The sequence below is a fragment of the Bacillus sp. 11B20 genome (genome assembly GCF_056098985.1).
In genome coordinates this window covers 630,142-653,694 of record NZ_JBLZWZ010000008.1, presented here as the reverse complement: position 1 = coordinate 653,694, position 23,553 = coordinate 630,142, and the positions used below count along the sequence as shown (strand labels likewise).

At 40.7% G+C, this 23,553-nt stretch carries 22 protein-coding genes and 1 other annotated feature; of the genes, 21 read left to right on the top strand and 1 reads right to left on the bottom strand.

Annotation, left to right across the window (positions count from 1 at the left end; all coding sequences use genetic code 11):
- Positions 1-293 precede the first annotated feature (293 nt).
- From ACN6NB_RS12725 to ACN6NB_RS12680, 10 genes are all read left to right on the top strand, one after another.
- The gene (locus ACN6NB_RS12725) at positions 294-755 is read left to right on the top strand and encodes a hypothetical protein (protein WP_144491350.1); all 462 of its coding nucleotides are present in this window, start codon (positions 294-296) and stop codon (positions 753-755) included.
- Between the two features lie 19 nt (positions 756-774).
- Positions 775-1,176 carry a DUF1878 family protein gene (locus ACN6NB_RS12720; RefSeq protein ID WP_144491351.1) on the top strand — a complete coding sequence of 134 codons (402 nt, stop codon included), beginning with the start codon at positions 775-777 and terminating at the stop codon, positions 1,174-1,176.
- Positions 1,177-1,212: 36 nt separating this feature from the next.
- Positions 1,213-1,965, top strand: a complete 753-nt coding sequence (locus tag ACN6NB_RS12715; RefSeq protein ID WP_186319795.1) for a DUF4241 domain-containing protein — start codon at positions 1,213-1,215, stop codon at positions 1,963-1,965.
- 248 nt (positions 1,966-2,213) lie between these two features.
- Positions 2,214-3,518, top strand: coding sequence for a Kelch repeat-containing protein (locus ACN6NB_RS12710; protein ID WP_144491353.1), 1,305 nt, complete (start codon positions 2,214-2,216; stop codon positions 3,516-3,518).
- Positions 3,519-3,770: 252 nt separating this feature from the next.
- Positions 3,771-3,920 (top strand): teichoic acid D-Ala incorporation-associated protein DltX, encoded by a 150-nt coding sequence (locus ACN6NB_RS12705; protein WP_024427820.1) that lies wholly within the window; start codon positions 3,771-3,773, stop codon positions 3,918-3,920.
- A gap of 14 nt (positions 3,921-3,934) precedes the next feature.
- A complete protein-coding gene (gene dltA, locus ACN6NB_RS12700; protein ID WP_144491354.1) occupies positions 3,935-5,440 on the top strand; it encodes a D-alanine--poly(phosphoribitol) ligase subunit DltA in 1,506 nt (501 codons plus the stop codon).
- Complete coding sequence (gene dltB, locus ACN6NB_RS12695) at positions 5,437-6,621, top strand: D-alanyl-lipoteichoic acid biosynthesis protein DltB (protein WP_107163277.1); 1,185 nt, start codon at positions 5,437-5,439, stop codon at positions 6,619-6,621. The genes dltA and dltB overlap by 4 nt, the downstream gene beginning before the upstream one ends.
- Positions 6,622-6,642: 21 nt before the next feature.
- Positions 6,643-6,879, top strand: a complete 237-nt coding sequence (gene dltC, locus ACN6NB_RS12690) for a D-alanine--poly(phosphoribitol) ligase subunit 2 (RefSeq protein ID WP_024423191.1) — start codon at positions 6,643-6,645, stop codon at positions 6,877-6,879.
- Positions 6,879-8,045, top strand: a complete 1,167-nt coding sequence (gene dltD / locus ACN6NB_RS12685; RefSeq protein ID WP_039180447.1) for a D-alanyl-lipoteichoic acid biosynthesis protein DltD — start codon at positions 6,879-6,881, stop codon at positions 8,043-8,045. Before dltC ends, dltD begins: the two co-directional genes overlap by 1 nt.
- Before the next feature lie 95 nt (positions 8,046-8,140).
- Positions 8,141-8,560, top strand: a complete 420-nt coding sequence (locus ACN6NB_RS12680; RefSeq protein ID WP_039180444.1) for a YkvA family protein — start codon at positions 8,141-8,143, stop codon at positions 8,558-8,560.
- Positions 8,561-8,593: 33 nt separating this feature from the next.
- Here ACN6NB_RS12680 and ACN6NB_RS12675 read toward each other — a convergent pair whose 3' ends face one another.
- Positions 8,594-9,637 carry a lactonase family protein gene (locus ACN6NB_RS12675; RefSeq protein ID WP_474253375.1) on the bottom strand — a complete coding sequence of 348 codons (1,044 nt, stop codon included), beginning with the start codon at positions 9,635-9,637 and terminating at the stop codon, positions 8,594-8,596.
- 433 nt (positions 9,638-10,070) lie between these two features.
- On the opposite strand from ACN6NB_RS12675, the gene ilvE reads away from it, so the two are divergent.
- The 11 genes from ilvE (at position 10,071) to clpX (ending at position 23,539) form a co-directional block, all read left to right on the top strand.
- Complete coding sequence (ilvE, locus tag ACN6NB_RS12670; protein ID WP_039180440.1) at positions 10,071-10,985, top strand: branched-chain-amino-acid transaminase; 915 nt, start codon at positions 10,071-10,073, stop codon at positions 10,983-10,985.
- 8 nt (positions 10,986-10,993) lie between these two features.
- Positions 10,994-11,240, top strand: a binding site (T-box leader).
- Positions 11,241-11,362: 122 nt separating this feature from the next.
- Entirely contained in the window at positions 11,363-13,087 is a 1,725-nt protein-coding gene (gene ilvB / locus ACN6NB_RS12665) for an acetolactate synthase large subunit (protein ID WP_025092480.1), read from the top strand.
- Positions 13,084-13,602, top strand: coding sequence for an acetolactate synthase small subunit (ilvN, locus tag ACN6NB_RS12660; RefSeq protein WP_007501584.1), 519 nt, complete (start codon positions 13,084-13,086; stop codon positions 13,600-13,602). The genes ilvB and ilvN overlap by 4 nt, the downstream gene beginning before the upstream one ends.
- Before the next feature lie 18 nt (positions 13,603-13,620).
- Positions 13,621-14,649 carry a ketol-acid reductoisomerase gene (gene ilvC / locus ACN6NB_RS12655; RefSeq protein WP_024423187.1) on the top strand — a complete coding sequence of 343 codons (1,029 nt, stop codon included), beginning with the start codon at positions 13,621-13,623 and terminating at the stop codon, positions 14,647-14,649.
- Complete coding sequence (locus tag ACN6NB_RS12650) at positions 14,636-16,189, top strand: 2-isopropylmalate synthase (RefSeq protein ID WP_039180437.1); 1,554 nt, start codon at positions 14,636-14,638, stop codon at positions 16,187-16,189. The genes ilvC and ACN6NB_RS12650 overlap by 14 nt, the downstream gene beginning before the upstream one ends.
- A gap of 18 nt (positions 16,190-16,207) precedes the next feature.
- Positions 16,208-17,305, top strand: coding sequence for a 3-isopropylmalate dehydrogenase (gene leuB, locus ACN6NB_RS12645; RefSeq protein ID WP_064497856.1), 1,098 nt, complete (start codon positions 16,208-16,210; stop codon positions 17,303-17,305).
- Between the two features lie 40 nt (positions 17,306-17,345).
- Positions 17,346-18,761 (top strand): 3-isopropylmalate dehydratase large subunit, encoded by a 1,416-nt coding sequence (gene leuC / locus ACN6NB_RS12640; protein ID WP_039180431.1) that lies wholly within the window; start codon positions 17,346-17,348, stop codon positions 18,759-18,761.
- Positions 18,762-18,774: 13 nt separating this feature from the next.
- Positions 18,775-19,374: a 3-isopropylmalate dehydratase small subunit gene (gene leuD, locus ACN6NB_RS12635; protein ID WP_047202464.1), complete on the top strand. Its 600-nt coding sequence runs from the start codon at positions 18,775-18,777 to the stop codon at positions 19,372-19,374.
- A gap of 125 nt (positions 19,375-19,499) precedes the next feature.
- Positions 19,500-20,507 (top strand): DNA damage checkpoint antagonist DdcA, encoded by a 1,008-nt coding sequence (gene ddcA, locus ACN6NB_RS12630; protein WP_047202463.1) that lies wholly within the window; start codon positions 19,500-19,502, stop codon positions 20,505-20,507.
- Between the two features lie 240 nt (positions 20,508-20,747).
- Complete coding sequence (gene tig / locus ACN6NB_RS12625) at positions 20,748-22,022, top strand: trigger factor (RefSeq protein ID WP_144491356.1); 1,275 nt, start codon at positions 20,748-20,750, stop codon at positions 22,020-22,022.
- 251 nt (positions 22,023-22,273) lie between these two features.
- Positions 22,274-23,539: an ATP-dependent protease ATP-binding subunit ClpX gene (clpX, locus tag ACN6NB_RS12620; protein ID WP_024423180.1), complete on the top strand. Its 1,266-nt coding sequence runs from the start codon at positions 22,274-22,276 to the stop codon at positions 23,537-23,539.
- Positions 23,540-23,553: the final 14 nt, after the last annotated feature.

The following is a 23,553-nucleotide window of genomic DNA, read 5'->3' as shown; positions in this document are numbered from 1 at the left end:
TTTAACATGATCGATTTTAGCACCTTTCTTGTATGTTACAAGGTAAACGAAATGAAACCGGTTGTTGATCACACATAAAACCTTATGAGAGAGATAAAAAGTAGTAAGAATAATAGATTATTAAATTTAACAAAAAGAGACATAAAGATTATTTTTTGTTAAATAAATAAGGATTTAAATACCAATTTTATTCAAAAATAAGAAAAAGTGTACAAAAAATTCCTGTATTTGTTAATGTTCTTTATAGGCCAATAAACTCTTGCGGATGCATCTGCTTTTAAGGAGAATTTTAAATGAAAAAACAATTTATTGCAGGTACACTAGCATTGACTACTTTATTTTCAATTGTAGCCCCAGTTTCTACGTATGCAGCAGAGAACAAAAAAGAAAAAAATCTGGTTAAAGTTGAATTGCAGAGTACCGTTCTACAAAACGCTACAGTTCAAAACGAATTAACGAATAAAATTAATAATACTGTAGTAAATGACCCTACACTAAGTACAAAAGGTTTGAAAAAAGACGCTTTAGTCTATGCATTAAGGAATGGCGGCAAACTTCTAGGAGACCTTCTGGAAATTTTGAGTAAGAAAAATGCAGATTACGTTAAAAAGTACTCCAAACAAATTGCCGATTTTCTTGACAGTGTTACAAACAGTATTGAAGCAAGATTAATTGATTTCCTGATCTTTGAATTGGGGATACCAGCATCTTCTGCAAGAACAATTGCATGGGCAATTATGTTCATTATTGCATAATTAACAAAGGAGTGACACGATGAATTTAGAAAGAGAGATAGAACTCCTTAAGTATCAAAATTACTTACTTAAGACAATCATTGACGGAGATGACCATCCATTTTTCATGTTTGCTTTGGATCATAATTTAAGGAAAGAGCAAGTAGATGCTGTCGTTGAAATTTTGGGGATTTTCTCTAATCGTTTAAATGGAGAAGAAGAGTCTCTAGAAATCAAGAGAGCATCCACAAATGAAAAATTGAAAGCGGTTGGGATTTCTGTTGAAGAAGTGTTGAAAAATGAAGTGCCAACAAGACAAGAATTTGATCATTATAAGGAGAAAATATTTTCTTCTGATATCGAAACCAAATACTTATTAATGAGCCTTCAAAGACAGCATATTCAGCCAACTGTATGTGAGTTCTTATTGAAAAATAATTAACTGCCAGCCCCTTCGCTTGATGAAGGGGTTTTTTTATTGAAAATCTGGAGAGAATTTCGGGTATTTTTGTTTCATGGAACTTTTAAAGCTTCACAAACTGCCGTTTATAAAAACGGCAGCTCTCTTAAAAAGGGAATCATATCTCTTTTTTTAAATATTCTTCTTCCTCAATTAAAAAAACTAAAGTGTATAGTAGAAGGAAATCAGAAAAACAATGAAAGGAATGATCTCTTTTACAATATCAAACCAAAACACCTATTATATGAAAATGGAGAAACAACAAGCAGCCCTGAAGGTGATCGATCTTTTACGAGGAAAGTTACTCTAGGAAAATGTCCTATTCTACTTGTAGTAAAGCGATTAGAAAGTGGTGACGAACGCGCCGCCTATGCAATGATCAAGTTTACAAACGAGCAAGCAATAGAATGGGAGCTTGCGACAAGAGCAGGACAGGATATCAAACAATTGAAAGAAGATGAGTTCTTCGGCTACGGTGTGAATACGAGAATGGGTTGTTTCATGGATGCGGAGGCAACACTATATCTTCAAGCTTATGAGGATAAGCGATATAAAGAGGACAATGATTTTTATCTTTACGAGGAATTTGCAGAAGTGCTTCAGCAAAACTACAAGCACACATGGGACTGGCTCGTCACCCGTTTTCATGACAAAGTGGACATTGCCATGTTTACAACAGGCTTCGGTGACGGAATGTATCCAAGTTTTTGGGGGCTAGATGAAAACGGAGAACCTGCTTGCCTTGTGACGGATTTTCTAATAATGGACTGAGAAGAAACCCATGAATCATCATGGATTTTTTAATGGGGAAATAGAAAAATATGAGTAATGCCAGCAATTAATTAATATAAATATGAAATAATTCAAATGTGAAAGTTTGATTTTAAAAATTTATAGGTGCATTGGGGGAAACAGTAAGAAAATAAGTAATAAATATATATATAAGTAACAAAAACATGAAAAAAATAAATAACTATCCGATATTTGTTATGTAAACAAATAGAAGGAGTGTGGTTATCTTGAAAAAATGGCTTTTTATTTTCATTTTATTATTTTCTGCATTAAGTTATCCATTACAATCTATTAAAGCAGAAAAAGCAGAAACGCTTGAATGGGAAAAACGAGCAGAATTGCCGGATGCAAGAGTAGGTGCTGTAAGTGAAGTGTATGAGGGGAAAATTTACGTAATTGGTGGAACAGGTCCGAGCAAGCAATTTACTAATACTACTTATGTATACGATACTAAGCAAGATAAGTGGTCAGAAAAAGCTAGTATGAAAACAGGCCGTATGGGTGCTGCCAGTGTTATTGTAGGTGATCATATATATGTAATGGGTGGTAGAACAGAACAAGGACTTACAAATAGTGTAGAAGTTTATAATATCAAAACAGATACATGGGAGGGTGTAGAAGATCTCCCATTTGAATTTAAGATAGCTACATATGATTTATATGCAGGTGTTATAGATAATAAAATCTATATTTTGGGTTATAGAAGTACCTTAAAGCATTTGGTGGACAGTAACACGTATAGTTACGATATAAAAACAAAAGAATGGACAAAGAAGAAAAAATTCGAAAATGACGCTCCAGCTGGAGATTCTGTAGTTATAAAAAATAAACTCTATGTTTTATCTGGACAAGCAACGTTTGAATACGATCCATCAATAGATCAGTGGACAAGTTTAGGACTGGGGGGAATTGGGAGTTATTATGATGCATTGAACTTTGAAGATTTAATTATAAGAACAGGTGGAGTTCCCAAAGTCACTCTCTATGATAAAAAAACTAAGACATCAAGAACTATCCCTAATTCTTCAGCTCCTTATCGAATGGGGCACGTATCTGCCATTGTTGATGATACACTTTACGTAATTGGAGGTATTCCGCAAAGTAATGATACCCCTACCCACGCTAGGGACAATTTCAAATCTAATTTATCTATTTCACTAAAAAGTCTTAAGAACAGTGATACTACAGCTCCTTCAGGTGAGAAAGACCCGGATCCAGCAACACCACCAAAAACTAATCCAGGAGACAAAGACCAAGAACCAACCATACCGCCTACAGACGATACAACAAATGAAGACGGTGATGCCCTTCTAATCATCACAATGGTCAATGGCTTACAGAAAGAGTATGACCTTTCAATGAAAGAAGTCAACGCCTTCCTATCCTGGTACAAAAAACGTGATGCAGGAGAAGGACCAGGTTTTTATGAAATTGACGAGCATGACAATAACAAAGGTCCATTTGAAAGTAAAAAGGATTATGTAGTGTTTAAAAACATTCTCATGTTCGAAGTCAATAAATATAAGAAGTAATTGAAATCAAAGCCATCTAATCAAACTAGGTGGCTTTTGAGTTAGCTCGACAGCTTTCAGCAATTTTAAGGCAAATTTAAGCTCGGATTTTATTTCAAATGTATTAAATCTTTGTTACAATAAGACAGCTTTGCTCAAAAGAGACATTCCAAGGTTCGACATTTTTTTAGCAATTCTTAAAAATTTTATGGTTTGATATGAAACTCTTTTGATGATCCATGCGTCTCTATAAGTGTCAAAAGAAAAGAGGTTATCAATATGCTATTCAAGAAGCTATCAGAAAATAAGTCTGTAAAATGGATAGGATATACAAGCTTTTACTTACTTATTTTGCTATTATTGTTCTTTATTTACGGATTCCACACAGCAAATACGGGATCATTCATTTACAACGATTTTTAATTGGAGATTAAACTATGAAACTATTACACACGATTCATGAATACCAGCAAACGAAACCAACACAGCCAGCATTTGTTTCTCAACAGGCGTCGATCACATATGATGAGCTTTGGCATTTATCAGACCAAATGGCTGGTGCGATCGATGCGGTCGCAGCTGGCAGTGAACCTGTCATTGTCTACGGTCATATGGAGCCAGAGATGCTGATTTCTTTCTTAGGCAGTGTGAAATCAGGCAGACCTTATATTCCGGTCGATATCTCAATACCTGTTGAGCGCATCGTCTCAATCATTGAAAGCTCAAAAGCCAGTCTATTGATATGTGCAAATGAGCAGAATGTATTAGATGTAGAAGAGCACATTGAAGTGAAAAGTGCGGCATCGCTTTTAGCACTTGAAAAAGAAGCACCGCCATCCACGCAGTGGGTTCAACAAGATGATGTTTTCTACATTATTTATACGTCTGGCAGTACCGGAAAACCGAAAGGCGTTCAGGTAACAGCCAATAATTTAGAAAGCTTTACAGAGTGGATGTGCCGCGACTTCCCAATTGGTGAGGGACGCACATTCTTAAATCAAGCACCATTTTCTTTTGACTTATCAGTGATGGATCTCTATCCAGCGCTTCAATCAGGCGGCACGCTTTACTGTTTAGTAAAAGATCTTGTCAATAAGCCAAAGGATATGTTTGCAGCACTTGGTCAATCTGACGTTGAAGTGTGGACATCAACACCATCCTTTGTGCAAATGTGCTTAATGGACCCTTCCTTTACAGGAGAGCTTTTACCAGAGCTGAAAGTTTTCTTGTTCTGCGGTGAGGCGCTTCCTGTAGCTGTAGCAAGTGCACTTCTGGAGCGTTTTCCAAAGGCGCAGGTCTTTAATACGTATGGTCCAACTGAAGCAACTGTTGCGATCACATCGATTGAAGTCACGCAGGAGATTCTTGATCAGCACGATTCTTTACCAGTCGGCTATGCCAAACCTGATACAGATATCGTCATTTTAGATGAAGAAGGCAAGACACTTTCTGATGGTGAGAAAGGCGAAATTGTCATCGTGGGGCCAAGCGTCACGAGAGGCTACTTAGGTGAACAAGCCTTAACGGATAAAGTGTTCTTTGAATACGAAGGACGCCCTGCTTACCGCACAGGTGACGCAGGTGTGGCGCAGGGTGGATTAATTACGTGCCACGGTCGTCTCGACTATCAAATTAAGCTTCATGGATACCGGATGGAGCTTGAAGAAATTGAATATCATGTAAGTGAGACAACCTATGTCAATGCTTGTGTGATTGTGCCATTCCAGCCAAACGGTCATGTCGAGTACTTGATTGCAGCGATTGTTCCAGCAGCTCATTCATTTGAAAAAGAGTATCAGCTGACAAGTGCGATTAAGAAAGAAATGGCGGATTCACTGCCAGCGTACATGATTCCAAGAAAGTTTGTCTATCTGGAGCAGCTGTACATGACACCAAACGGGAAGGTTGACCGTAAGAGAATTGCGAAAGAGGTTCTTCTATGATTCCGTTTAGTTCATTCTTTTTCTTCATTCTAATTGGTATTCTTCTTTTGCCGACGATCATTCTTGGTCTTCGCGGTAAAAGAATGCAGGGCTACAACATGTTTGCAACGGTTGTGGCACTCGCGCTTATTTTCTCAAAAGATGCACATGGCGCACTGCTGCTCTTCTTGTTCACGGTGTGGCAAGTCTTAATCATTCGCCTGTACCTTGCATACCGGTTAAAAGCGAATCAGGCATCCGTTTTCTATGCAGCAGTGGTGGCATCAATTTTGCCGCTTGTGCTGTCAAAGGTATTACCGTTCTTTTTAACTCATCACCCGCACCAACCGCCGCCAATAAACTGGCTGAGCTTTTTGGGGATCTCGTACTTAACATTTAAAGGTGTTCAGTTAATTATCGAGACAAGAGATGGTTTGATTAAGAAGAAAATTCCGATTCATCGTTTGGTCTATTTCATTGTCTTTTTCCCGACGATTTCATCAGGTCCGATTGACCGTTACCGCCGATTTGAAAAAGATATGGATACACCGCCTGAAAAGGAAGCATACAGTGATCTTCTGTATTCCGGTATTCATAAAATTTTCATTGGCTTCTTATATAAGTTCATTATTGGTTATCTGATTCACACGTATATTCTGATGAATATTCATCACATTAGCAGCAGTCACTTTGTTCAGCAGTTAACGTATATGTATGCTTACAGCATGTATTTGTTCTTTGACTTTGCTGGATATACAGCATTTGCTGTAGGTGTGAGTTATATTATGGGCATTAAGTCGCCAGAGAACTTTAATAAACCGTTTATCAGCCGCAATATTAAAGACTTCTGGAATCGCTGGCACATGTCCCTGTCCTTCTGGTTCAGAGACTACGTGTTTATGAGATTTGTGTTCTTTATGACCAAAAAGAAGTGGATCAAGAACCGTATGGCTGTATCAAATATCGGGTACTTTGTCCTCTTTCTATTGATGGGTGCTTGGCATGGTCTTGCCCTTCAATATATTATTTACGGACTATATCATGCAGTTATCATGTCCGGTTACAATTTATTTGAGAAATGGAATAAAAAGCACAAGTGGTGGCCGGATAATAAGGTCACAATGGTTGTGTCTATCATTATTACATTCCATGTGATTTGTTTCGGATTTTATATTTTTTCAGGAAAACCATTTCATCATTAATGATTAAGGGAGTAGAAAATTATGGAATTTAAAAATCAAGTATACGGTATTATTGCAGAGGTTTGTCAGGACGACGTTGTGAAAGAAAATCCAGAGATTGCGATTTTTGAAGAAGGTCTTCTTGATTCATTTGGTACAGTAGAACTGCTTATGGCAATTGAAAGTCAACTCGGAATCACTGTTCCGATTACAGAATTCGATCGTGATGTGTGGGATACGCCGAACCATATTGCTGAGCAGCTGGCAGAGATGAAGTAATGAAAAAGCGTTTTTTTGGGCCGCTTATTTTAGCGGCTGTTCTATTCATTGGTGTTCTTCTTGTACCAAATGCATGGCTCTCACACCTGATCCCAAAAGACAAATTACAAAAGTCAGCCACAGAATTAGATCCAGGGATGTTTCAAGGGCTTTATTTACAAGATGAAATGCTAAAAGATCCAACTTATTTGCCGATCTATGGTTCTTCTGAACTATCACGTTTTGATCCATACCACCCTTCGAATTTCTTTCATGAGAATCCTCAAGGGTTTACACCTTATCTTATTGGAAAAGGTGGATCGCAATCATTAATTCATGCGATGAACTTTGCAGCGCATATGGATGAATTAAAAGGGAAGAAGCTTGTATTTATCGTGTCCCCGCAGTGGTTTGTGAAATGGGGATCTGACGAGAATCACTTTGCCCCTAACTATTCAGCGCTTCAAGCGCTGAATCTCGCCTATAATAAAGAAATTGATCCAACTGTGAAAAAAGAGCTGATTAAAAGAATCATGAAGTTTAAAGCAGTCAAAAACGACATGGTGATTACAGAGCTTTTTAAAGCAGAGCTATCTGGAAACAAGTTCGCTTATGGCGCGATTTCTCCTATTGCGAAAATGTATTATGGCATGCTTCAAAAGAAAGACATGTACTATACGATTGGATCGGGGCATGAGCGCAAGCTTCAACCGTCTCCTTCAGTCAAAGGAAAAACATGGGCTGAGCTTGAAAAAGAAGCGAGCATTTTTGGTGCGGAAAGAGCAGGGGACAATCCGTTTTATATTAATCAAAAATTGTTTGACCGCAAACTGAAACCGATCATGAAGAAGATGAAGGATTCCCGTGAAGGTCATTCTTATGCCGAATCACCAGAATATAAAGATTTTCAAATCATGCTGGATATTTTAAAACAGGCAGGGGCAAAGCCTTTGTTTGTAACGATTCCTGTCAACGGAAAGTGGTATGATTACACTGGTTTTCCGAAAGAAGGCCGTACAGGTTATTATGAAAAAATCAATCGTCAAATTCGAGATAATGGGTATGAAGTCGCAGATTTGACTAAGCATGAGTACGATCCATATTTCTTTAAAGATACGATTCATGTGTCTTATAAAGGGTGGGTGTACATCGATAAAGCAATTGAAAAGTTTTACAAAGAGCAGTAGAATGCAGCAGCTTTCTGCTGCTTTTTGTTTGTCGAATTAGCGGATATCTTGTATAACTGAGGGAAAAGGGCTATGCTGTAGATGGAGGCGATATGATGAATCGTTCTGAGAAAAAAGAACTATTAAAGCGTTCGAAGAAGCATTTTAATGATCATGCCTTTTGGGAAAAGCTAAAAAAGACGGCACAAAAAGCTGGTGTCTCTCTTGTCTATGCTGTGCTATTACTTTACTATACATTGCAAAAACCCGAAGTGCCGGTCAAAGCAAAGACCTTGATTATTGGAGCACTCGGCTACTTTATCCTTCCACTTGACCTCATTCCTGATACATTGATTGGTGTCGGCTATACAGATGATTTAGGCGCCATTACATTTGCTCTGCTTCAAGTAGCAATGTACATTGATGATGATGTGAAAGGGAAAGCAAAAGACAGGCTGTCAAAATGGTTCGGCGAAAAAACCGATACGTCTTTGATTGATCACAAGCTTGAGGATGGCGGTATGCCGTCTGTATAAAGAAAAGCCTCCGTTATAGGAGGCTTTTTTCTTTTATCCTAAAAATTTCACGCAAACTGGATGAGGGACGGTAATGTCTGATTGTAAGACAGAGAGTCGTCCTGTTTCTTTGTCGCGTTTGTATAACACAAGGTTGCTAGATTCTTGGTTTGAACCGACGAGGAATTCTTCTGTTGGATCAAGCACAAAATCTCTAGGCCAGTTTCCTTCAGAAGAAGCAATCTCGACAAGGCTTAATCGGCCGTCATCGTCTGCTTTAAAAATCGCAATGCTGTCATGACCGCGATTTCCTGCATAAACAAATTGGCCGTCTGATGAGACATGAATAGCACTGCCTTGATTGTTCTCTGTAAAATCGCTTGGAATGGTCGCGATTGTTTGAATCTCTTCAAAATGACCATCTTCAAAGTAACGAAGCACAATGACCTCTGAGCTTAGCTCTGTCATGACATATGCCACAGGTTTCGTTGGGTGGAATGTGATATGACGAGGTCCGCTGCCTGGCTTTGTTTCAAATGTATGAGCAAGCTGAAGTTTTCCGTCTTCTTTCTTATACGTATAAATTCCATCTGTTCCAAGGTCAACAGCCACAGCAAATTGTTCATCTGGCGTGAGACCCATAAAGTGGGTGTGCGGCTTTTCCTGACGATCTTCGTTAGGGCCAGTTCCTTCATGCTGCGCCTGTGAGAGCGTGCGGATCACTGAACCATTTTCAGCATCGATCTCATACATTTCTGCTGTCCCTTTATGATAGTTTGCTGTATACGCCGTTTTCGTTTGACTGTCCACGCTGACGTGACAAGGAGAAGCTCCATCGGCAAGCTCTTGGTTGATGAAGTGAAGTCTGCCTGTTGTTGAATCAATTTGATACGCAGCAAGGCCGCCCTGTGATCCTTTTTTCACAACAGCATAAACAAACTTTTGATCCTCTGACACGGTTAAATATGTAGGATTTTTAAGCTCAGCAGCGACTTCTACTTGCTCAATCTGCTGCTTGTCCGTATTTAATGTAAACGTATAAACGCCTTTACTGTCTCCCTTTGTATACGTACCGATATAACCTCTGATGTTAGCCATGTATTGCCCTCCTTCTATTAGATGCTCTCATTCTATCATAAATTCATAGGAAAACGCTTTAGAAAGGCATGCCAAAAGAAAAAACAAAGTCATTGAAATCTCACAATATTCATCAAAAATCATGTGAAAAAATATCACAAAAGTTTTCTCAAAAGAAAAGCGTTCATGTAAAGTAAATAAATTGAAGAAAAAATACAAAAAATTTTAAGTTTTTTCATTCCTTGTCTAGCAAAGGTGTAAGCGTATACATTTAATTTTGATTAGTCTAAATTGTCTAATAATTTTAAAAATGCTGTTGACACTGTATGGAAAGCGGCGTAAGATGGGTTCAACAAAAGCTAAACAAACACGCAGTGCAAGCGATTGACACTTCAAAATAAAGTGTCTGAAAATTCAACTACTTTTTGTTTGAAAGAGAGGGTGCTCACTGAAAATGGAAGACCAAAAGGAACAGTGGATCTTTTTAAACGATGAACTCGTGAAAAAAGAGGATGCGAAAATTTCAGTTTACGATCATGGCTTTTTATATGGCGACGGTGTTTTCGAAGGGATTCGCGTGTATAACGGAAATATCTTTCGAATGAAAGAACATTTAGACCGTCTGTATGATTCCGCCAGATCCATTATGCTGAACATTCCATATTCACTTGAGGAACTCACGGAAAAAATGATTCATACAGTTGAAAGGAACGGCCTAAAGGATGCCTATATCCGCCTTGTTGTCTCAAGAGGAGCGGGTGATCTTGGATTAGATCCTAACAACTGCGGGAGAGCCAACACAGTGATCATTGTAGAGCCGCTGGCCATTTTTCCAAAGCACCTATATGAAACGGGTATTGACATTGTGACGGTTCCAACAAGACGAAATCGTCCAGATGTCCTTAGCCCAAAAGTGAAATCATTAAATTATTTGAATAACATTCTTGTCCGAATCGAAGCCCATATGGCCGGTGTGAGTGAAGCGCTGATGCTGAACGATCAAGGGTACGTGGCGGAAGGTTCTGCAGACAACGTGTTTATTTATAAAAAAGGCAAGCTTTATACACCGCCAGGTTATATCGGCGCACTTGAAGGCATCACAAGAAATGCCATCATGGAAATTGCGGAAGACTTAGGCTACGAAGTGAAAGAAGAACCTTTCACAAGACATGATGTGTATACTGCAGAAGAAGTATTTCTAACAGGAACCGCAGCCGAAGTCATCGCCGTTGTCAAAGTTGACGGCCGTACAATCGGTGAAGGGAAACCTGGGTTCCACACAAACAAACTTCTTGAACAATTCCGTAAGCGGGTAGTTGAAGAAGGAGAAAAAGTTGTTTTTACAGATGAAAACATTCATGCAAGTTAAATAGATATCGATAAACGTTGAAGAGGACTAGTAGCTTTAGAGTCAGTATCTACAGAGAGCCGGTGCTAGCTGGAAACCGGTGTTACTTTCTAAAGTGAACTCACCTCTGAGTGTCTGCTTGAAATGATAGTAGGGCAGGCCGAGTGACATTGCTCACTCGTTACCAAAATGGACGAAAGATGTCCATGAGACGGCAGCAAGGTTTGCCGTGAACAAGGGTGGTACCGCGAAAAACAAAGCTTTTTCGCCCCTTTGACCTAGTGAAAAGTAGTGTCATTGTGGGGTGAGAAGGCTTTTTTATATGGTCTCATATCTCTATCTTGAATGGAAAAGGGTGAAAGGACTTGACTGAAGCAAGACAAAGAGGAGGAAATCAAATGGGGACAAATGTACAAATGGAGACGGAAAAATCAAAAGCGCCACAAACGATGAACGGTGCACTCATGTTAATTGAAGCACTCAAAAGAGAAAAAGTAGAAGTCATTTTCGGCTATCCAGGCGGAGCAGTTTTGCCAATCTACGATAAAATTTACGATTCTGGTTTATTTCATGTCCTGCCAAGACATGAGCAGGGAGCGATTCACGCAGCAGAAGGATACGCAAGAGTATCTGGTAAACCAGGTGTTGTCATTGCAACATCAGGGCCTGGAGCGACAAATCTTGTGACAGGAATTGCAGATGCGATGATTGATTCACTTCCCTTAGTTGTATTCACAGGGCAGGTGGCAACGTCAGTCATTGGATCGGATGCTTTCCAAGAAGCAGATGTGCTCGGCATCACAATGCCAATTACAAAGCACAGCTACCAGGTAAGAAATCCAGAGGAGTTACCTGGTGTTATTAAAGAGGCATTCCATATCGCAACAACAGGCAGACCTGGCCCAGTCTTGATTGATATTCCAAAAGATGTCGCAGGCATTGAAGGAACCTTTGAATATGACCAGCCAATTGATTTACCTGGTTATCAGCCAAAAGTAGAGCCGAACTATTTGCAAATTCGCAAATTAGTAGAAGCTGTCAGCAGAGCGAAAAAACCAGTCATTCTAGCAGGAGCCGGCGTTCTTCATGGCAAAGCATCTGAAGAATTAAGACAGTATGTAGAGCAGCAGCAAATCCCAGTCGCTCATACATTGCTTGGACTTGGCGGATTCCCGGCAAAGCACCCTCTTTTCCTAGGGATGGCAGGTATGCATGGCACATATGCAGCGAACATGGCTCTTCATCAATGTGACCTGCTCATTTCAATCGGAGCAAGATTTGATGACAGGGTAACAGGCAACCTCAATCATTTTGCAAAACATGCGAAGGTCGCTCATATTGACATCGACCCAGCGGAAATTGGCAAGAACATTCATACCCATATCCCGGTTGTTGGAGACAGTAAGCTCGTTCTTGAAGAGCTGATCAAGCAAGACGGGAAGCAAGGGGAATCAGACGAATGGAAAAATCAATTAGATCAGTGGAAGGAAGAATATCCACTCTGGTACGTTGAAAACGAAGCTGAAGGTTTTAAACCTCAAAAGCTGATTGAATACATTCATCAATTCACAAAAGGTGAAGCCATTGTCGCAACTGATGTCGGACAGCATCAAATGTGGGCGGCACAGTTCTATCCATTTGAAAATGCAGATAAGTGGGTCACATCTGGAGGACTTGGCACAATGGGCTTCGGATTACCAGCAGCCATTGGCGCTCAGCTAGCTGATCAAGAGGCAACCGTTGTAGCAATTTTAGGAGACGGAGGTTTCCAAATGACCCTGCAAGAACTTGCCGTTATCCGTGAGCTGAACCTTCCAGTCAAAGTGATTGTACTCAATAATCACAGCCTTGGAATGGTAAGACAATGGCAAGAAATTTTCTACGAAGAACGCTACTCACATTCTAAATTTTCAGAGCAGCCAGACTTCGTAAAATTATCTGAAGCTTATGGCATTAAAGGGATCAGAATCTCATCAGACGAAGAGGCGAAAGAAAAACTCGAAGAAGCCTTAACCTCTAGAGAGCCTGTTTTCATCGATGTCAATGTAGCGAGAGATGAAAAAGTATTCCCGATGGTAGCACCGGGGAAAGGACTTCATGAGATGGTGGGGGTGAAACCTTGAAAAGAATTATTGTGTTGACTGTATTAAATCGATCAGGCGTACTGAACAGAATCACAGGCCTCTTTACTAAAAGACACTACAACATTGAAAGCATTACGGTCGGCCATTCTGAGATTCAAGATGTATCACGCATCACGTTCGTCGTCCATGTAGACCAAGAGAAAGACATCGAACAGCTGACAAAACAGTTGAACAAACAAATCGATGTTCTGAAAGTAACAGACATTACAAACCAATCAATCGTTCAGCGAGAGCTGGCTTTGATAAAAGTCGTATCTGCACCAGCATCTAGAATGGAGATCACGGGGGTCATTGAACCTTTTAGAGCTTCTATTGTAGATGTGAGCAGAGAGAGTGTCGTCATTCAGGTGACAGGTGAGTCTTCAAAAATTGAAGCACTCATTGAATTACTTAAGCCATACGGCATTAAAGAAGTCGCCAGAACTGGCACCACGGCCTTTGCGAGAGATAATCAGCAAAAGCCGCAAACAAATAAAACAATTTCAATTGTCTAAACAAAAGGAGAGAGTCAAATGGTAAAAGTATATTATAACGGTGATATTCAAGAAAACGTATTAAATGGTCAAAAGGTAGCTATCATTGGTTACGGATCACAAGGTCATGCACATGCATTGAACTTAAAAGAAAGCGGCGTAGATGTCATCGTCGGCGTGAGAAAAGGCGGATCTTATACAAAAGCACAAGAAGACGGTCATCAAGTATTCACAGTAAAAGAAGCAGCAGCACAAGCAGACGTCGTCATGGTACTACTTCCAGATGAGCAGCAAAAGAAAGTATATGATGAAGAAATCAAAGATCAATTAGAAGCTGGAAACTCACTTGTATTTGCACACGGATTTAACGTTCACTTCCATCAAATTGTTCCTCCAAGTGACGTAGACGTGTATCTAGTAGCTCCAAAAGGTCCAGGACATCTTGTGAGAAGAACATATGAGCAAGGCGCTGGTGTACCTGCCCTATTTGCTATCTATCAAGATGTATCTGGTCAAGCGAAAGACAAAGCACTTGCTTATGCGAAAGCGATCGGCGGAGCAAGAGCGGGCGTTCTTGAAACAACATTTAAAGAAGAAACAGAAACGGATCTTTTCGGTGAGCAGGCAGTTCTTTGTGGAGGTCTTACTTCACTAGTGAAAGCAGGTTTCGAAACGTTAACAGAAGCTGGTTATCAGCCAGAGCTTGCATACTTCGAGTGTCTGCATGAACTGAAATTAATCGTTGACCTTATGTATGAAGAAGGATTAGAAGGCATGAGATATTCAATCTCTGATACAGCACAATGGGGTGACTTCGTATCAGGACCACGCGTTGTGGATGCAAAAGTAAAAGAATCGATGAAAGCTGTTTTGACTGATATCCAAAACGGAACTTTTGCAAAAGAATGGATCGTTGAAAACCAAGTGAATCGTCCACGTTTCAATGCAATCAATGCAAATGAAAATGAGCACCAAATTGAAATCGTTGGTAGAAAGCTTCGTGAAATGATGCCTTTCGTTAAACAAGGAAAGAAAAAGGAAGCGGTGAGCGTCGGTGCGGAAAATTAATTTTTTTGACACAACACTTCGAGATGGAGAGCAATCACCAGGAGTGAACTTAAATGCACAAGAAAAGCTAATCATTGCAAAGCAGCTTGAGCGCCTTGGGGTTAATATCATTGAAGCGGGTTTTCCCGCTTCATCCCGAGGGGATTTCTTAGGCGTACAAGAAATAGCAAGAACGATTAAAAACTGTTCTGTTGCTGGTCTTGCACGATGTGTGAAAGGTGACATTGATGCTGCATGGGAAGCATTAAAAGATGGAGTGGAGCCAAGGCTTCATGTCTTTATTGCTACTTCTGACATTCACCTGAAGCATAAACTAAAGAAAACACGTGAAGAAGTCGTAGAACAGGCTGTCGCAATGGTGAAATATGCGAAAGAACGTTTTCCAGTTGTCCAGTGGTCAGCAGAAGATGCGTGCCGTACAGATCTTGCTTTCTTGGCAGAAATTGTAGAAAAGGTCATTGACGCTGGGGCGAGTGTCATTAACTTGCCAGATACAGTTGGATACCTAGCGCCAAAAGAGTACGGGAATATCTTTAAATATATGAAGGAACACGTTCCGAATATCGACCGCGTTAACTTGTCCGCTCACTGTCACGATGATCTAGGAATGGCTGTGGCAAACTCACTTGCTGCCATTGAAAATGGAGCAGATCAAATTGAAACGGCTGTCAACGGAATTGGCGAGCGCGCTGGAAATGCCGCTTTAGAAGAAATTGCAGTAGCTCTTCATATTCGAAAAGACTTTTACCAGGTCGAATCAACGATTCAATTGAATGAAATTAAGCGTACAAGTGATGTAGTGAGCAAATACTCAGGAATGATTGTGCCGCGTAATAAAGCAGTTGTTGGAAACAACGCTTTTGCACATGAATCAGGTATTCACCAAGATGGTTTCCTCAAAGAGAAAACAACCTATGAAATTATTTCTCCAGAGCTTGTCGGTGTGACAACAGATGTGCTTGTCCTTGGAAAACACTCCGGAAGACACGCGTTTAAAGACCGCATGAAAACACTAGGCTTTAAACTAACGGAAGACGAAATCAATAAATTCTTTGAGACTTTCAAGAACTTGACAGAGAAGAAGAAAGAAATTACAGATGATGATTTGATCTCTATTATATTAGAAGAAAAAGTAGCAGATCGAAAAATTGGCTACGAATTTGAAAGTCTGCAAGTGCATTATGGAACAGAACAAATGCCAACAGCAACAGTTTCTCTGAAAAACCAAGAAACACAGGCAGTCATTCAAGAAGCAGCTACAGGTGCAGGCAGTGTAGAAGCTGTGTACAACACGCTTGAGCGCTGTATGGAAGAAAGAATTCATTTGCTGGACTACCGCATTCAATCAAATGGAAAAGGCAGAGATGCACTAGCAGAAGTATATGTCACTGTTTCAATAGAAGGAAAAGAAACAGCAGGACGTGGTGTAGCGCAAGATGTGCTTGAAGCATCGGCGAAAGCTTACGTCAATGCAGTGAACAGACATTTAATCTTCAAATCAAATCTAATTGAAATTGAGAAACATCACGCAATCTCATAGGAAAGGAGGAAGGTTCTCATGAAAAAGAAAATTGCACTTTTGCCCGGCGATGGAATCGGACCGGAAGTCGTGACATCTGCAGTCGCTGTCCTTCAAGAGACAGCGGCTCAATTTCAGCACGAATTCGAATTTGAAACTGCGCTCATTGGCGGTATCGCAATAGATGAAAAAAACAACCCGCTTCCAAAGGAAACAGTAGATGTATGCAAAAGCGCTGATGCGATTTTATTAGGAGCAGTCGGCGGACCAAAGTGGGATCAAAACCCGCCAGAGCTTCGTCCGGAAAAAGGCTTGCTCGCCATTCGTAAACAGCTGGACTTATTTGCTAACATCCGCCCTGTAAAGGTGTTCGATAGCTTAAGCGAGGCATCTCCGTTAAAACAGGATCACATTAACGGAGTCGATTTCGTCATCGTTCGTGAATTAACAGGCGGCCTCTATTTTGGTGAACCAAGCGAACGCTATACAGATGATGAAGGAAAAGAAGCTGCCGTTGATACGCTCCTTTATACAAAGGAAGAAATTGTCCGCGTATTAAAAGAAGCGTTCGATATGGCCTTAACGAGACGGAAAAAAGTGACGTCTGTGGATAAAGCGAATGTTCTTGCTTCTAGTAAACTATGGCGTGAAGCAGTAGAGGAAGTTGCTTCTCAATATCCAGAAGTTGAATTTGAGCATATGCTCGTCGACAATGCAGCCATGCAGCTGATTTACAAGCCCGCTCAATTTGATGTCATTGTGACTGAGAATATGTTCGGCGACATTTTAAGTGACGAAGCTTCGATGATTACTGGATCACTCGGCATGCTGCCATCTGCTAGTTTATCAAGCACAGGCCTTCATTTATATGAGCCAATTCATGGTTCAGCACCCGATATTGCGGGGCAAAACGTTGCAAACCCTCTGGCAACCATTTTATCAGCAGCAAGCTTGCTTAGAACATCCTTTGCATTAGAAGAAGAAGCGGCTGCAATAGAAGACGCTGTGGAAGCTGTTCTTGCCTCTGGAAAACGAACAAAAGATTTAGCAGCAAAAGAGGGAACATATCAAACGACTGAAGAAATCACTAATGCGGTTGTAGACGCACTCAAGCAGCGCGTGCAAACCATTGTATAAATAGAATCTTGTGGAATTAGATAGAGGGAGGAAAAGGGTTATGCCTCGAACAATCATCGAAAAAATATGGGATCAGCATATAGTCAAAAGCGGCGAGGGGAAACCAGACCTTTTATATATTGATCTGCACTTGGTGCATGAAGTGACATCACCTCAAGCATTTGAAGGATTAAGACAAAAAGGGCGCAAGGTAAGAAGACCTCAAAACACGTTTGCGACGATGGATCACAACATCCCAACTGTGAATCGATTTGTGATTAAAGATGAGATTGCTAAAAAGCAAGTGAGTGCCTTAGAGCGCAACTGTGCGGAATTTGGCGTTCGTCTTGCTGATCTCCATAGTGTTGACCAGGGAATCGTCCATGTCGTTGGACCGGAGCTTGGATTGACACTTCCGGGGAAAACAATTGTGTGTGGAGATAGTCATACATCAACTCACGGCGCGTTTGGCGCACTTGCCTTTGGGATCGGTACAAGTGAGGTTGAACATGTACTTTCTACACAAACGCTTTGGCAGCAGCGTCCGAAAACGCTAGAAATTAGAGTAGACGGAAAGCTTCAAAAAGGGGTAACCGCCAAAGATGTCATTTTAGCCGTCATTGGTGCACACGGCGTGAAGTTCGGTTCAGGTTATGTCATTGAATACACTGGGGAAGTATTCAGAAACATGACGATGGATGAGCGGATGACTGTTTGTAATATGTCGATTGAAGCAGGCGCGAGAGCAGGATTGATTGCACCTGATGAAGTCACCTTCGAATATTGCCGCGGCCGCAAATATGCACCGCAGGGCGAAGATTTCGAAGCAGCTATTAAAGAATGGGAAGAACTTAGAACAGATCCAGGTGCAACCTACGATAAAACCATTGTGTTAGATGGAAATAAGATTTCACCAATGGTTACGTGGGGAATTAACCCAGGAATGGTACTGCCTGTGGATGCATCAATTCCAGGACCTGAGGACTTTGCACAAGAAGATGATCAAAAAGAAGCGATTCGTGCTTACGAATACATGGGAGTCCATCCGCATCAGCGTATAGAAGATATTACGATTGAGCATGTCTTTATCGGCTCATGTACGAACTCAAGAATGACTGATTTACGCCAAGCCGCTTCTATGATTGAAGGACAAAAAGTAGCAGATCATGTCAGAGCGATTGTGGTGCCTGGCTCTCAAAGTGTCAAATTGCAAGCAGAAAAAGAAGGTCTTCATGAAATCTTCCTTGAAGCAGGATTTGAATGGAGAGAATCAGGCTGCAGTATGTGCCTTAGTATGAATAACGATGTGGTACCGGAGGGCGAACGCTGCGCGTCCACATCAAACCGTAACTTTGAAGGGCGTCAAGGGAAGGGTGCGAGAACGCATCTTGTCAGCCCGGCAATGGCTGCAATGGCTGCGATACATGGCCGATTTGTCGATGTCAGGAAGTTTAATCAAGAGAAAACAGTCGTGTAAGGAGTTGTCATAGATGGAGCCTTTAGTCACTCATAAAGGGAAAGCCGCTGTGCTTAACCGTATCAATGTAGATACAGATCAAATTATTCCGAAGCAATTTTTAAAAAGAATCGAACGAACAGGATATGGCCGCTTTGCCTTTTTCGACTGGCGTTATTTAGCCGATGGCAGCCCAAATCCAGATTTCGAACTGAATCAGCCGATCTATGAAGGAGCATCGATTTTGATCGCAGGAGAAAACTTTGGCTGCGGATCATCTAGGGAACATGCTCCTTGGGCGCTTGATGATTATGGCTTTAAAATTGTCATCGCACCATCATTCGCAGATATATTTCATCAAAACTGCTTTAAAAATGGGATGCTTCCGATTCGCCTTGATTATGATGTGTGGAAAACCTTCGCAGCATCATATGAGAACAAAGGGTATGAGATGACGGTTGATCTTGAAAAACAGCAAATAGAAGATCACGAAGGGAATATCACCCCTTTTCAAGTCGACCCTCACTGGAGAGAAATGCTCCTAAATGGTTATGATGAGATTTCATTAACATTACTACTAGAAGATGACATTCAAGCATTTGAAGAAAAGCGTAGCAACTGGCTGCGCGCTTAAGCAACGAGAAGCTGTCCGCCCGAGGTGTGACGGCTTCTTTTTTGCATGAAAACCTCTCGTTACTTGTGTTTACTAATCTTCGTTGGTAAACTGATAAAAAATATGCGCCCGAAAGGAACGTAAGCATGAAGCATGACAAGAAGAAAGATAATGTCATTTTGTTTCCTGGTCTGAAAGAAAGACTGATTGAAAAAGGAATGGCAGCATTAAAAGATAAACAGTATCAAGAGGCGCTTCACTTGTTTTCAGAAGCAAAATCGTATGATGACGATGAAGAATCCGATATTCACCTCGGAATGGCAATTTGTTTTCTGGAGCTGGGTGAGCTGCAGGATGCAAAGCGTGTTTGTGAAAAAATGCTACATGAAGGATATGGCCACTATTTCACTGTGCTCCAAGTGTATATGACGATCTTAATTCAGCTGAAAGAATATGAAGAAGTCAAACAGACGATTGAGGCTGTGCTCGAGGAAAACCATCTTCCGGCAGAAAGCGCGGAGCATTTTTACAAGCTGCTCGAATTTAGCAGAAAAATGATTGAATCACCTGAAGAGATTTTAGATGAAGATGAGGAAGCCGGAAGTGAGGTCAATATAGATGACATGCTGAAGCGGCCGGAAGAACAGGTCCAGTTCATCCATTCATTGAAAGACCGGAATATTACACCGCACATGGGTCTATTAAATACAATCTTACAAAATCCCGATGGGAACCCTTTGGTCAAATCAATGATCCTGCAGCTTCTGGCAGATCATGATGTGGCAAAGCCGGTTCATGTGACAAAATTCGGTGATTCTTTAACACTTATTCCTTCTGAGGCTGTAAAGCCAGAGCAGATGCCGCTTCTTCAGCAAGTCCTTCGTATGCTCGATGACACGCTCGGCAATGAGAACCCAACCCTTTACCAAGGCGTGGAAGAGCTATGGCGCCGGCACTTATTTGTGCTGTATCCATTTCTTCCTAAGTACACAGATCCGAGTCTTTGGGCAGCGGCACTTCATAAAGTCGGCTATGAAATGCATGGGATCGAGATTGAACTCGAAGAATTGCATCTATTGTATGAATTTAACGAACGAGAGCTGAGAGAAGCTTGCACAATGCTGAAAGATATTGAAGAAATTTCTTATTTGTAATTTGTCGATTTAGTTGAAAGACGGACTTGTTATGTTATAATATAATGGTTGTATTTGTGCATATATAGTGCAGTTGTCAGATTCCAACGGTTGAAAGACGATATGTATAATCAAGTCAAATGTTGTATACATAATGCAAGCTTCTTAGCGGAGTGCGTGGTTTTTGATTGGACGAAGTCTTTATGATGCTTTAGAATGGAGCAACGCACAATCTGAATAGATTTTTGGAGGGAAACACACATGTCAGTAAAATGGGAAAAACAAGAAGGTAACGAAGGCGTTCTAACTGTAGAAGTTGACGCTGAAACATTTAACAAAGCACTTGATGATGCATTTAAGAAAGTGGTTAAGCAAGTATCAATCCCTGGATTCCGTAAAGGGAAAGTACCACGTGGTCTTTTCGAGCAGCGTTTTGGTGTAGAATCTCTTTATCAAGATGCATTAGATATTCTTCTTCCAGTTGAATATCCAAAAGCAATCGACGAAGCTGGTATCGAGCCAGTTGACCGCCCTGAAATCGATGTTGAGAAAATCGAAAAAGGCGAAAGCTTAATCTTCACTGCAAAAGTAACAGTGAAGCCTGAAGTAAAACTTGGTGACTACAAAGGTCTTAACGTAGAAAAAGACGACACAGCTGTTACTGATGAAGATGTACAAGAAGAGCTTAAAGGCATGCAAAACCGTCAAGCTGAGCTTGTTGTCAAAGAAGAAGGCGCAATCGAAAACGGCGATACAGTTGTTCTTGATTTCGAAGGATTCGTTGATGGAGAAGCATTCGAAGGCGGAAAAGCTGAGAACTACTCTCTTGAAGTAGGTTCTGGTTCATTCATCCCTGGTTTCGAAGAGCAATTAGTTGGTCTTGAAGCTGGCGCTGAAAGAGACGTAGAAGTTACATTCCCAGAAGAATACCATGCTGAAGACCTTGCAGGTAAACCAGCTGTATTCAAAGTGAAAATTCATGAAATCAAAGCAAAAGAACTTCCAGCACTTGACGATGAGTTCGCTAAAGATGTTGATGAAGAAGTAGAAACACTTGCTGAGTTAACTGAAAAAACGAAGAAACGTCTTGAAGAAGCAAAAGAAAACGAAGCAGAAGGAAAACTTCGTGAAGAGCTAGTTGCGAAAGCTTCTGAAAATGCGGAAGTTGACATCCCACAAGCGATGGTTGACACAGAGCTAGACCGCATGATGAAAGAATTCGAACAACGTCTTCAAATGCAAGGAATGAACCTTGAGCTTTACTTCCAATTCTCTGGACAAGATGAAGATGCGCTTAAAGAGCAAATGAAAGAAGATGCTGCTAAACGCGTAAAATCTAACCTAACACTTGAAGCAATTGCTGCTGCAGAAAACTTACAAGTGTCTGACGAAGAAGTGGAAGAAGAACTTTCAAAAATGGCTGAAGCATACAACATGCCAATTGAAAATATCAAACAAGCGATCGGATCTACTGAAGCAATGAAAGAAGATCTAAAAGTTCGTAAAGCAATTGATTTTCTTGTAGAAAACCGTTAATATGGTGCATAATAATAAAACAGGGCGCGAGTGACTCGTGCCTTGTTTTGTACAATTTTTGACTTATCATCGCTTCTTTTGGAAACGATAGTGTAAGTCGCATCTTTCTGTCATACATATCTCAATGTGCAGTGTTAGAAACACATCGTTACCGTCTTTTAGGAAAGTATGGTAAAATGCATACATACTGGACCCAGAAAGGTAGCTGACTGTTAGCTACAGGCAAGTGAAGAAGAATAAGGGGTGAAAGAATGTTTAAATTCAACGAGGAAAAAGGTCAATTAAAATGCTCGTTTTGCGGAAAAACGCAAGATCAAGTGCGTAAACTGGTCGCAGGACCTGGCGTATATATATGTGATGAATGTATCGAGCTTTGCACGGAAATAGTTGAAGAAGAGCTCGGCACAGAGGAAGAAGTTGAATTCAAGGATGTTCCGAAGCCTCATGAAATTCGGGAGATTCTTGATGAATATGTCATCGGACAAGACAATGCGAAAAAATCCTTAGCTGTAGCGGTTTATAACCATTACAAACGGATCAATTCCAACAGCAAGATTGATGATGTTGAGCTTTCGAAAAGTAATATTTCTATGATTGGACCAACAGGAAGCGGTAAAACATTACTTGCTCAAACACTTGCTCGTATTTTAAATGTTCCATTTGCGATCGCAGATGCAACATCATTAACTGAAGCAGGTTATGTTGGTGAAGACGTAGAGAATATTTTACTAAAGCTGATCCAGGCAGCGGATTATGATGTAGAAAAAGCGGAAAAAGGCATTATCTACATCGATGAGATCGATAAAGTAGCAAGAAAATCAGAAAACCCTTCTATCACTCGAGATGTATCTGGGGAAGGTGTCCAGCAAGCCCTTTTGAAAATTCTTGAAGGAACAGTTGCTAGTGTACCGCCTCAAGGTGGACGTAAGCATCCTCATCAAGAATTCATTCAAATCGATACAACAAATATCCTCTTTATTTGTGGTGGAGCCTTTGACGGCATTGAGCAAATCATCAAACGCCGCTTAGGTCAAAAAGTAATTGGATTCGGTGCGGAAAATAAAGTCGAAGATCTTGAAAAAGAAGTCCTTCTATCAAAAGTACTGCCAGAAGACTTGCTTCGCTTCGGTTTAATTCCAGAATTCATCGGTCGTCTACCGGTTATTGCAAGCCTAGAGCCGTTAGATGAAAAAGCACTTGTAGAAATCTTGACGAAGCCTAAAAATGCGCTCGTTAAGCAATATACAAAAATGCTTGAGCTTGACGATGTAGAGCTTGAATTTGAAGAAGATGCTCTTAGCGAAATTGCGAAAAAAGCAATTGAGCGTAAAACAGGCGCTCGTGGTCTTCGCTCAATCATTGAAGGTATCATGCTTGATGTGATGTTTGACCTTCCATCTCGTGATGATATTGAAAAATGTGTCATCACTGGTGCAACGGTTGCTGATGGTGAGCCGCCGCGTCTTGTGTTAAAAGATGGCACAGTCGTCAACAAAGATACAAAAACATCTGCATAAGAGAAGTCTCACTC

Coding starts and splice junctions, on each gene's coding strand:
- leuD (WP_047202464.1), top strand. CDS start 18,775: ATGGAGCCTTTAGTCACTCATAAAGGGAAAGCCGCTGTGCTTAACCGT.
- leuB (WP_064497856.1), top strand. CDS start 16,208: ATGAAAAAGAAAATTGCACTTTTGCCCGGCGATGGAATCGGACCGGAA.
- ddcA (WP_047202463.1), top strand. CDS start 19,500: ATGAAGCATGACAAGAAGAAAGATAATGTCATTTTGTTTCCTGGTCTG.
- leuC (WP_039180431.1), top strand. CDS start 17,346: ATGCCTCGAACAATCATCGAAAAAATATGGGATCAGCATATAGTCAAA.
- tig (WP_144491356.1), top strand. CDS start 20,748: ATGTCAGTAAAATGGGAAAAACAAGAAGGTAACGAAGGCGTTCTAACT.
- ACN6NB_RS12680 (WP_039180444.1), top strand. CDS start 8,141: ATGAATCGTTCTGAGAAAAAAGAACTATTAAAGCGTTCGAAGAAGCAT.
- ilvE (WP_039180440.1), top strand. CDS start 10,071: ATGGAAGACCAAAAGGAACAGTGGATCTTTTTAAACGATGAACTCGTG.
- dltB (WP_107163277.1), top strand. CDS start 5,437: ATGATTCCGTTTAGTTCATTCTTTTTCTTCATTCTAATTGGTATTCTT.
- dltC (WP_024423191.1), top strand. CDS start 6,643: ATGGAATTTAAAAATCAAGTATACGGTATTATTGCAGAGGTTTGTCAG.
- ilvB (WP_025092480.1), top strand. CDS start 11,363: ATGGGGACAAATGTACAAATGGAGACGGAAAAATCAAAAGCGCCACAA.
- dltD (WP_039180447.1), top strand. CDS start 6,879: ATGAAAAAGCGTTTTTTTGGGCCGCTTATTTTAGCGGCTGTTCTATTC.
- ilvC (WP_024423187.1), top strand. CDS start 13,621: ATGGTAAAAGTATATTATAACGGTGATATTCAAGAAAACGTATTAAAT.
- dltA (WP_144491354.1), top strand. CDS start 3,935: ATGAAACTATTACACACGATTCATGAATACCAGCAAACGAAACCAACA.
- clpX (WP_024423180.1), top strand. CDS start 22,274: ATGTTTAAATTCAACGAGGAAAAAGGTCAATTAAAATGCTCGTTTTGC.
- ACN6NB_RS12675 (WP_474253375.1), bottom strand. CDS start 9,637: ATGGCTAACATCAGAGGTTATATCGGTACGTATACAAAGGGAGACAGT.
- ACN6NB_RS12725 (WP_144491350.1), top strand. CDS start 294: ATGAAAAAACAATTTATTGCAGGTACACTAGCATTGACTACTTTATTT.
- ACN6NB_RS12720 (WP_144491351.1), top strand. CDS start 775: ATGAATTTAGAAAGAGAGATAGAACTCCTTAAGTATCAAAATTACTTA.